12 protein-coding genes are annotated in these 9,524 nt (G+C 34.6%); all 12 read left to right on the forward strand.

Annotated features, from left to right (window positions below):
• The first annotated feature begins 143 nt into the window (after positions 1-143).
• Positions 144-1,043, forward strand: a complete 900-nt coding sequence (locus tag BGC07_RS14360; protein ID WP_235603268.1) for a DotH/IcmK family type IV secretion protein — start codon at positions 144-146, stop codon at positions 1,041-1,043.
• Between the two features lie 2 nt (positions 1,044-1,045).
• Complete coding sequence (locus BGC07_RS14365; protein WP_069313654.1) at positions 1,046-2,227, forward strand: TrbI/VirB10 family protein; 1,182 nt, start codon at positions 1,046-1,048, stop codon at positions 2,225-2,227.
• A 4-nt stretch (positions 2,228-2,231) separates the two neighbouring features.
• Positions 2,232-3,089 (forward strand): hypothetical protein, encoded by an 858-nt coding sequence (locus BGC07_RS14370; protein ID WP_069313655.1) that lies wholly within the window; start codon positions 2,232-2,234, stop codon positions 3,087-3,089.
• A 21-nt stretch (positions 3,090-3,110) separates the two neighbouring features.
• Positions 3,111-4,133 carry a hypothetical protein gene (locus BGC07_RS14375; RefSeq protein ID WP_069313656.1) on the forward strand — a complete coding sequence of 341 codons (1,023 nt, stop codon included), beginning with the start codon at positions 3,111-3,113 and terminating at the stop codon, positions 4,131-4,133.
• 34 nt (positions 4,134-4,167) lie between these two features.
• Complete coding sequence (locus BGC07_RS14380) at positions 4,168-4,596, forward strand: hypothetical protein (protein ID WP_069313657.1); 429 nt, start codon at positions 4,168-4,170, stop codon at positions 4,594-4,596.
• A 16-nt stretch (positions 4,597-4,612) separates the two neighbouring features.
• Positions 4,613-5,116 carry a DotD/TraH family lipoprotein gene (locus BGC07_RS14385; protein WP_069313658.1) on the forward strand — a complete coding sequence of 168 codons (504 nt, stop codon included), beginning with the start codon at positions 4,613-4,615 and terminating at the stop codon, positions 5,114-5,116.
• Positions 5,109-5,693 (forward strand): type IV secretory system conjugative DNA transfer family protein, encoded by a 585-nt coding sequence (locus BGC07_RS14390; protein WP_235603270.1) that lies wholly within the window; start codon positions 5,109-5,111, stop codon positions 5,691-5,693. Before BGC07_RS14385 ends, BGC07_RS14390 begins: the two co-directional genes overlap by 8 nt.
• Positions 5,694-5,849: 156 nt before the next feature.
• On the forward strand, positions 5,850-6,962 hold the full coding sequence (locus tag BGC07_RS14395) for an ATPase, T2SS/T4P/T4SS family (protein ID WP_069313659.1): 1,113 nt from the start codon (positions 5,850-5,852) through the stop codon (positions 6,960-6,962).
• Position 6,963: 1 nt separating this feature from the next.
• On the forward strand, positions 6,964-7,131 hold the full coding sequence (locus BGC07_RS14400) for a hypothetical protein (protein ID WP_235603271.1): 168 nt from the start codon (positions 6,964-6,966) through the stop codon (positions 7,129-7,131).
• A 90-nt stretch (positions 7,132-7,221) separates the two neighbouring features.
• Positions 7,222-8,766 (forward strand): type IV secretory system conjugative DNA transfer family protein, encoded by a 1,545-nt coding sequence (locus BGC07_RS14405; protein ID WP_317135138.1) that lies wholly within the window; start codon positions 7,222-7,224, stop codon positions 8,764-8,766.
• Positions 8,747-9,181 (forward strand): hypothetical protein, encoded by a 435-nt coding sequence (locus tag BGC07_RS23695; protein WP_317135139.1) that lies wholly within the window; start codon positions 8,747-8,749, stop codon positions 9,179-9,181. Before BGC07_RS14405 ends, BGC07_RS23695 begins: the two co-directional genes overlap by 20 nt.
• A gap of 22 nt (positions 9,182-9,203) precedes the next feature.
• Positions 9,204-9,524, forward strand: a complete 321-nt coding sequence (locus BGC07_RS23700) for a hypothetical protein (RefSeq protein WP_317135140.1) — start codon at positions 9,204-9,206, stop codon at positions 9,522-9,524.

Genomic DNA, 9,524 nt, shown 5'->3' on the forward strand with positions numbered 1-9,524 from the left:
AAGAGTTATAAACACAAAGGCTTTTTAAATAAAAATGCGTAAGCCTTACTATTATTGTCGTCCTATGTATTAAATTAATATTAAATCTAATTTGAATGCTAGTACTTTAAGACGAGATTTAAAGTAGTAGCCAATAATCATTTATGGTGCTCGGAAGTTTTGCAAAACTTAATTGCAAAGGCAGCAACTATGATGTTAATGGATATATGCATATGCAGTTTCTATATATTTTAATTATATATTTATTATGGATACCATGCCTTGCTATTGGTGATATAAGTAATAAAGCTTTTGAAGGAATTAAAAGCAATAACTTTCCATTGTCTCCAAAGCAAATTCATCAATATAAAGATTTGTATGATACACAGGAAAAAGCTCAAGCAGCTCCGGCAGGAGAGGCTCCTCGCCAGAGTTCATCATCGATAATTCCTGTAAGTTTAAAGCCGGGTGGTATTGAGCCAGTTATTCGTATAGCAAAAGGGATGATTACATCAATAGTGATGACGGATCAACTAGGAAAGGTTTGGCCAATTTCCTCTTATAGTTTAGGAGACCCTGGAAAATTTAATATTAAATGGGATAAAAAAAGCAGTGTGTTAATGGTTCAAGGCTTAAGAGAATATGGACAGGCTAATATTGGAATTATGTTAAAAGGGCTGGATATTCCCATAATGTTGTCGTTAATTTTAGGACAGAAAAAATGGGACTATTTGGACTATATCAGAGTGCAAAATTATAGATCAAATAATGAAGAAATATCAACAGAGTTGCAGCCTGCATCAGATATGCTAATTAAACTACTAAATGGGGTGCCACCACAAAGTGCTAAAAAACTGCAAATAAATAATGGTATCGCTCAAGTCTGGTCTTACCAAGGAAAATACTTACTATTAACCTCGGGAACATTGATTTCTCCACAATGGGAGGGTAGGCAAAATAGTACGGGTCCATCAGTTTTACATGCTTATCAGCTATCTGTAGCACCTTCGTTGTTAATTTCTATGAACGGTGTGTTGCATCAAGTCACTGTTGGGAATAATTAGTTGTGAAATTAAAAATAATTAAACATATAAAATATATATTATCTGAACATCCTCGTATCCGTGTCATTATAATATTTTCGATTGTTATGGGCATCATTATCGTTACTGTAAATAAATTAACTAAGCCTAAAGAAACAACTCATCTTGGAAGTTCCTATATTTCTAGTGCTAATAATGGGGTAAAGGAGAAGACAACACAGTATAGAAATAAAATATACAAAAAAATGGATAAAATAAATGAAGATAAAGAACTAAAAAAAGCTGAAAGTCAGGGAAAAACAGTGATTGCTGAATCTACGCAAGACATTGTTCCTAGTGAAATACTGTTAAATCAACAAAACCAACGCATCGAAGAGTTGACTCGATCTAAGGTTTTTAAAAAAATAGTACAAAGAGATTCTTCTCAAAAAAATTATCAATCTGTTGAAAAAGCAAAACTACAGAAAGAAAAAGAATATCAAAATAAAGTTTATAAAAAAACTAGCCAAATGCAGAGTGAAATTCAAACTATGCTCATTGGTTGGAATCATGTTTCCATACAAAAAGGGGAAGTTGGAAAAGCAGTTAAAATTAATAGTTCTATAGATAGTAGGCAGTTTGGCAAGGAAGATAGTGCGGCAGTTATTGAAAAAGCAGGAACAATTTTATTTGCTGTCCTTGATACTCAATTAAATAGTGATCAGCCAGGTACTCCAGTAATGGCAACAATAGTACAAGGGAAGTTTAAGAATGGTAAATTATTAGGAAGCTTTAAAAGAGAGGGTGAAAAGCTTGTAATTTCTTTTGATCGCATGTCCCTATCTCAGATAAATCACAGCATATCAATTCGAGCATATGCAATTAACGCAACTACCGCGCAAAATGCTCTTGCCTCAGATGTGGATCATCACTATTTGCTTCGCTATGGAGGCTTGTTTGCATCTGCATTTTTACAAGGTTTTGGTGAGTATTTTTCTCAAACTTCGAGCAATCTATGCGGTGGTTCGACGACTTGTATTATTACCGGTGATCAATCTAGTACAGAGTCAAATCAAACAACCAAAAAAGCGCTCTATTCAGGATTAGGACAAGTTGGCTCGACATTGGCCGGTAAAGCAAGCTCAGGATTTAATCGTCCACCAACAGTTACCTTGAACCAAGGAATTGGAATGGGAATTTTATTTATGTCTGATGTAAAGGTATAGGTTTATGAACGAGATTGACGAAAATTATAATTTTGATGATGATATAAGCAATGAAGAAGATGTATCAATTGATGAGTTAATAGAGCAGGACCATGATGAGAATACTCTAGACCAAAAAGTGTCATTATGGGAAAAAATCAAGCCGATGCTACATTATTATATTATAGCCGTGATTGCTTTTACTGTTGCTGGTTATATGATTTACAATGCTTACCAGACGCTTTATCCAGTTGAAAAAAATCAGGTGGAACAAAATAAAAATTTAAATTTCTCCTCTAAAACTGAAGCTAATAAAGTTAAATACAAAAGTTCTAGTATAAATAACTATAAAAATAAAGGTATAAATGATAGCTATAAAATTAACTATAAAGATGATTCTAACAAAGAAGTTGATGATAGACAGCTATTGAAAGGTTTTAAAGAAACGAATAATAAGATTATTAAAATTAATAATAGTTTGTCTGATATTAAATCAATTTTGAATCAAAGAGGTGGTAGAGTTGGCGATGATGCTAATTTTAAAAATAAGTTAAATGATATTAATAAGAATCAAGATGATATAAAGTACAATTTGAAATTGTTATATAAAAATATAGAATCTATTAACTTAGAAATGTCAGAGTTTAATAAAGTTATAAGGATAAATAACAAAAAGATAGAATTTTTGATTGCCAATCAATATGGGCATCGAGAAAAGTTAAAGCTAAGAGCTATTGTTACTGGTCGTGCTTGGCTTGTTAATAAAAATGGAGTGATTTTTACTGTGACAAAAAATATGAAAATTCCAGGTTATGGTTATGTTGTTGAGGTTAATGATAAGAAAGAACAGGTGTTAATGAGTTCTGGGTATATCTTTAATTAGCATGATGGTGTGTACACTAAAGTGAATAAATACAGATTAAGACCATTTAAACACTGTTTCATTGTTATAGGAATGCAAATCTTTAGTCAAAGTGCATTCGCATTAGATAGTGTTGCAACAGATTTCAGTCAGCTGTCTGAGAGTTGGCAGCTAACGCTAATACATATTGCAGTGTTCATTGAATTTGCTACAGCATTATCAGGAGTGGTTCTTGTTATTTTTGGATTATCACAATTAAGACAAGGACATACTGGCCAAGGCGGCCAACAACAACAGACAGTAAAGGTAGGTTTCGCCTACCTTGTTATTGGCGGCTTTCTTATTACAGTAGGAAGCATTGTTGTACTATTGGCTAATTCCGTAAGTTCAACTGATATTAATCTTGGTGTTGAATCTCTTCATAATGCACATGCTAATTCACCTACGAATATATATGACAGCATAATTTACTATATATTAATGCCTTTTCTGCACTTAATTGATGTTATTGGTCCAGTTGTTGGCTTTATTACTTTATGTGTTGGTTTCCATCGTTTGCGCTATCATTCAAACCCTCAAATGATGTCTATGCATCGTCGATCACCAATGGCAACAGGGTTTTATTTTTTTGTTGGGTCGGTTCTATTGTTCCCGTTTTATTTGATTGAATCTATAAGTGGTTCCATGTTTCAAACCCCACAAATTTTGCAACAATATTGTGGTGGAAGCAGTGGCGAGAAATTTCTTTCATACTTTAACACATTGCAATATCAATACATTATTACATTTAATAATGGTGTATTTCAATGTGTTCCAACCTCAGCAAATAGTACAACGGATAACTTGATAAAGTTAGCCTATGCAATGCTATTTGTTATTGGGTTTGCCTCATTTTTACGTGGCATTTTTCTTTTAATTCGTTTAGGTGAACATATGGGAGGTCCAAGTGCAAGCATGTCGAAGGTTATTGCTCATATTGTGGCAGGAATCTGTGCGATCAATGCAAATGTATTTATTGAAATTTTGAGTCACACTTATCAGATCGTTATTAAGCAGCATATATAAATGCTAATGGTGTTAATTTAATGGAGATTGAAATATGAAAACTAGTTTAAAAATTAAACTTAATAAAAAATTAATATTTGGTGGAGCCTTAATGTTACTTCTAGTATCGGCGGCTTATGCAACTGATCAAACAACAGGAAGTAATACAGTGACAGCCTTGTTTGCCTCTTGGAAAAAGACACTGTTAAATGCACTTGTTTTTATTGAGTTTGTAAGTGGCTTTGGTGGTGTAATATTGGTCGTGATGGGGCTGTTTCAGTTACGTAGTGGTCATGGTGGGCAAGGTGGAGGTCAGCAAGTGCAGACTAAATCAGGCTTTATTTATATGATTTTAGGTGGCTCATTACTTGTTGTAGGGACTATTGCTGGAGTATTAGGCCACAGTGTTAATTCGGGTGTTTCTGCAAGTGCTAATGTAGATAAAACATTAAGTGGCTTTAGCTTTAAAGACTCTAATAATTAAACTAAGGAGAAATGCTGTGAAGGTTATTTTTATAACAATATTTTTAACTTTAACTGCTATATTGCAAGGGTGCTCTTCACAGCCAACTAAAATTTATCAACAAGAAATAGCAAATGAGCAACTAAAAAATAATATTAAAGTTCAGCAAGCTTTGATTAAGGCTGTTGAAAAAACAAGTCAATCTTTGATCTCTCTTTCGAAAATAAGAAGGGCGCAATATCCAAAACAATTAATGATGCCTTTTATAAATATCCATGATCAAAACTTAAATAAAAATTTATCTATTAGTTGGTATGGTCCTATTAATGCTGTTGTTAGAAATATTGCGCGTGCTGTAGGCTTTAAATATCAGCAGTTTGGTAAGAAGCCTGGTTTGCCAGTGCTTGTTGATCTTAACTATCAATCAACACCAGCATTAGTTATTTTTCAAAATATTGAGCTGCAAGCGAATAATAAAGCTGCGATTAAAATTTTTCCTAAAGAAAAAATTGTTAGCTTAAGGTATTTAAATAATGATTGATCAGGCACTTTATTCACTTGAGCAGTTAAATAGTTTATCTAATCAACCATCTTACTATCAGCAAGAAAAACATCTTAATATTCGTTTGCGTGCAATTAAAGACGAGGCACTTTCGTTAGGTGCACAAGCTGGCTTAGCGACTGAGTCAAACTTAATTAATAAATTTTTAATAAACTATAACAGTAAATTGGACAGTATATTTGATTTCTCTCAATTATTATTAAATAATAATGTATTGCCTCCTGTAATTTCTAGCACTAATAATTCACTGAGTGTTGGGAGAAATTCGCAACTGATTCGTGTGGCAGGGCGCAGCTATAAAATTATAAGTCAAGTAAAATTTGTTACCGCGCCGCCAACATGGCGCAATTATTTATATATGAATTACTTGAAGCCAAGTTTGCCTAATAAGGTCTTGCTGCCAAGCGGTGAGGAAGCAAAAAAATTGTGGCAAAAAAATATTGTAAAAGGTTGGCAAAAGGGGATGAATCAAGCTGTTACGATTTATAAGATTAACTTGAATCGTTTAGTCCGTGACTATACTGGGATGGTTTTATATGAAAAAACTCTTAACTGAAGGTTTAATTAACCCTGTTTATGTTGATCAAAAAATACTATGGAATTACTGGTAATAAAAATAAAATAACCATCGATGACTGGACATGGGTGATTAAAAATAAACCCGCTTTACAAGTAACAAGTAAATTATGGCATCCAGTTGTAGGATCAAACTATGAATAAATTTATGTTTAATCATGAGCCAGCGTACTTTACACCGTTAGAGTTTGATCGCTTGATAACTTTTTTGCATGATCAAGGGGCTTCGGATATTACCATTCAGTCAGGTGAAAATGTTATTGCCGATATTCAAGGGCGATTATATAGAGTGACGGTGCGCAAGTTGACTCAGCAAGAAGCATCAGACTTAATTAATCATATCTATGGAGCGAATGCAACTGCACAAGTGCAAAGTGGCACAGATCTAGATACCAGCTATCAAGTCACATTAGCTGAAAAAGTATTTCGCTACCGTGTAAATATTACTGCGTGTCAGCTGCAAGGATATAATGGACTGCAAGTGACTCTAAGAACGATTACCGCAAATCCCCCTGCTATAAAAGATATGGGTTTGGATGAAACCTTGCAGAAAAGCCTACAAATACTAAAAGGGGTTGTGGTCATTAGTGGTGCAACCGGGTCAGGCAAAAGCACTTTATTGGCTTCATTGATTGCTAATTTTCTAGAAAAACCTGATAGCAATTTAAAGGTTTTAACCTATGAATCTCCAATTGAGTATGTTTACGATAATATCGTAAAGCCTAGCTCAGTGATTAGTCAAAGTGAGATACCTAAGCATTTGCCCAGTTTTTCTATGGGGGTGCGCAATGCATTAAGGCGAAAGCCAGGCTTAATTTTAGTCGGTGAGGCCCGTGATAAGCCGACTTTAGAGGCAGTGATTGAAGCTACACTCACTGGACATCCTGTTTATACCACAGTACATAGCAATGGTGTTGTCGATAGCTTTAGGCGTATGGTTAATTTATTTTCCGCTGAAGAACGCCAAGCTCGTCTTTACGATTTGATTGAAACGGTACAAGCGATTGTTTGGCAAGTATTAGTGCCGACGGTTGATGGGTTGCGCACTCCACTGCGTGAGTACCTTGTGATGACAGATACGATTAGAGAGCAGCTCTATCAGGTGAGTGCGGATAATATTAATATCTTTTTAAAAGAGGCATTGGCTAAATATGGCAAGCCATTAATACATGAGGTAAAAGAAAAACTATCACGAGGAATTATAAGTGAACAGATTGCAAATAAATTTATAAGTTATAAAGGAGATTAAAATGAAATATGATGAACTATCAACACACTGGAGAGATTCAGCTTTTTATCCAAAATTTTATATGCTGGATGCTCGTGTGTGTTTTCCATTTGTACTCATTTTTTTTACATATGCGTTTGAGCACTTTATTAATTTCATTAATAGCAGTGATTTTTTTAGCAATACTTAATCGGTTGAGCCTGACTCTTAAATCATTTTTTTACAGTATTGCGAGAGTGTATAGCTGGTAGTAAGAAAAGGTAAGTGACTGAGCGATTATATGAAAACATTTCGTGGCGTTATTAAAAATCAAGAACAAGCACAAGCACATGCTGTAAGGGATTTGCGTGCATTTCATCGACGTTTTGGTGATTTATTAGCAAGCCGTCCTGGCGCCTGTGTTTGTATATTAATATTATGTTTTCTTAGTTTTATTTTTTATTATTTATCTGATGTTTTTTTATTAATGATATTAACTATTTTTTGGTTTTCAATGTGGTCTTCCTCAGTATTGCCATTTAAGAAACCATTATATAGCAAAGAAACTGATCCTAACAACCCCAAGCCTGGCAGCAATAAACCCGGGAAGTCAGAAGGTATTTATCACTTTGGCAATGAGTTTAATACGAATAGTGAGCTTTGGTTTAATGACTCCGATATGCGTACCCATTGCCTTATTTTTGGATCAACAGGAAGTGGTAAAACAGAAACATTGCTTTCTATTTCGTATAATGCCTTAGTTCAAGGAAGTGGCTTTATTTATGTTGATGGTAAGGGGGATAATTCTTTATTTGCTAAAGTATTTTCAATGGTTCGATCAATGGGACGTGAAGATGACTTGCTTGTTATTAATTTTATGACAGGAGCACGAGATATTATTGGCCCCCAAAAAGAAGTCATTTCAAATACGATGAATCCCTTTGCTGCTGGCTCCTCAAGCATGCTAGCTCAATTGATTACTAGTATGATGAACTCAGGACAAAAGGGTGCAGGTGATGGAGATATGTGGAAAGGGCGTGCAATTTCCTTTATTGAAGCACTGATGAGAATGTTGGTTTATTTGCGAGATCAAGGCGCTTTATTGCTCGATGCGGGAACAATTCGCCGGTATTTTACTTTGGAAGCTTTAGAGAATTTATATCATGATAAAAAGATAGTAGACCAATTAGGTGGTGAAAGCACCTATGAGCATGATATTCCTTTTGAAGTAAAAGATCCTCTTGCAAATTATCTAGTGAGTTTGCCTGGCTATAAGATGGATAAAAAAGGTGAGCAATCTGAAAAAGTTTATGAGCAGCATGGTTATATTATTATGCAACTTACACGTATTTTTGGCTCACTTGCTGATGTTTATGCGCATATTATTCGCACGAACTTGGCAGAGGTCGATTTTCGTGATGTTGTACTTAATCGCCGAATTCTAGTTGTATTATTACCTGCTTTAGAAAAGTCACCCGACGAGCTATCAAATTTGGGCAAGCTTATTATTGCCTCTCTAAAAGCTATGTTAGCGGCAGGTTTAGGCGATAAAATTGAAGGAGATTACAAAGATGTGATTGAAACAAAGCCAACAAATTCAAATACACCTTATTTATGCGTGCTCGATGAGTATGGTTATTATGCTGTAGAAGGTTTTGCTGTTGTGCCTGCGCAGGCACGTTCTTTAGGGTTTTCCGTGGTATTTGCTGGGCAAGATTTACCTGCTTTTCAAAAAGCCTCCAAAGAGGAAGCAGCTTCGATTTGTGCGAATACAAATATTAAAATATGCATGAAGCTTGAAGACCCTAAAGAGACTTGGGAATTTTTTGCAAAAAACGGCGGGTGAAGCTTATGTTTCAGTGGCGAAAAGCTATAATGTTAATCAAAACTCTACAACAATGAGTTATCAAGATACCATGGAAGCCAGCTTAGATAAACGTAATCGTGTTGATTTATTAGATTTGAAAGATCAGCGAGAGGGAGAAGCCCATGTTTTTTTCAAATCAAAAATTATTCGAATGAAATCATTTTATGCTAATCCACCGAAAGTAAAAAAAATAAAAATTAATCAGTTTTTAAAGGTTGAGCCACCTTCTCAGATAGAGCTAAAGCGTTTGCAAGTTATTTCCCCAGCGCTTAGCCAGTCTCGCCCTAACTTAGATGAAGTTTTAGAAAATTATGAGGAAACTGATAGGCTGTTAAGTTCGTTAATGAAAAAAAATAAATACAAATCAGCCCCTAAATTTGAATGCTGCATGTAGTTTAATTTATGATGATGAGCTTGTGGAAGAAGATTTAGAGGATGATTTAACTGGCTATACCCATAGGGAAAACGATATATTTTACACAATTCCATTAGAGAAAAGGGTAGATAGCCTATACTTTGATATAGGTAATAATAGCCTAGAAGAGTGCTTGGTTGATTATAATATGCTAAAAAAATGCATAGAAAATATAGCCATTTTTAGTGATATCTCAAAAAGCGAATCAGAGGAAGTTTCCATTAATATTGCCAATATGTTGTCTGAAACAACCTTATATAACCCAGAGTCAAACGGGGACAGAGTGGAGGACTTAATCGACGGTGTGTTAGCTTCATTGTGA

Origin of the sequence: Piscirickettsia litoralis (genome assembly GCF_001720395.1) — a bacterium.
GTDB classification, from domain to species: Bacteria; Pseudomonadota; Gammaproteobacteria; order Piscirickettsiales; family Piscirickettsiaceae; genus Piscirickettsia; species Piscirickettsia litoralis.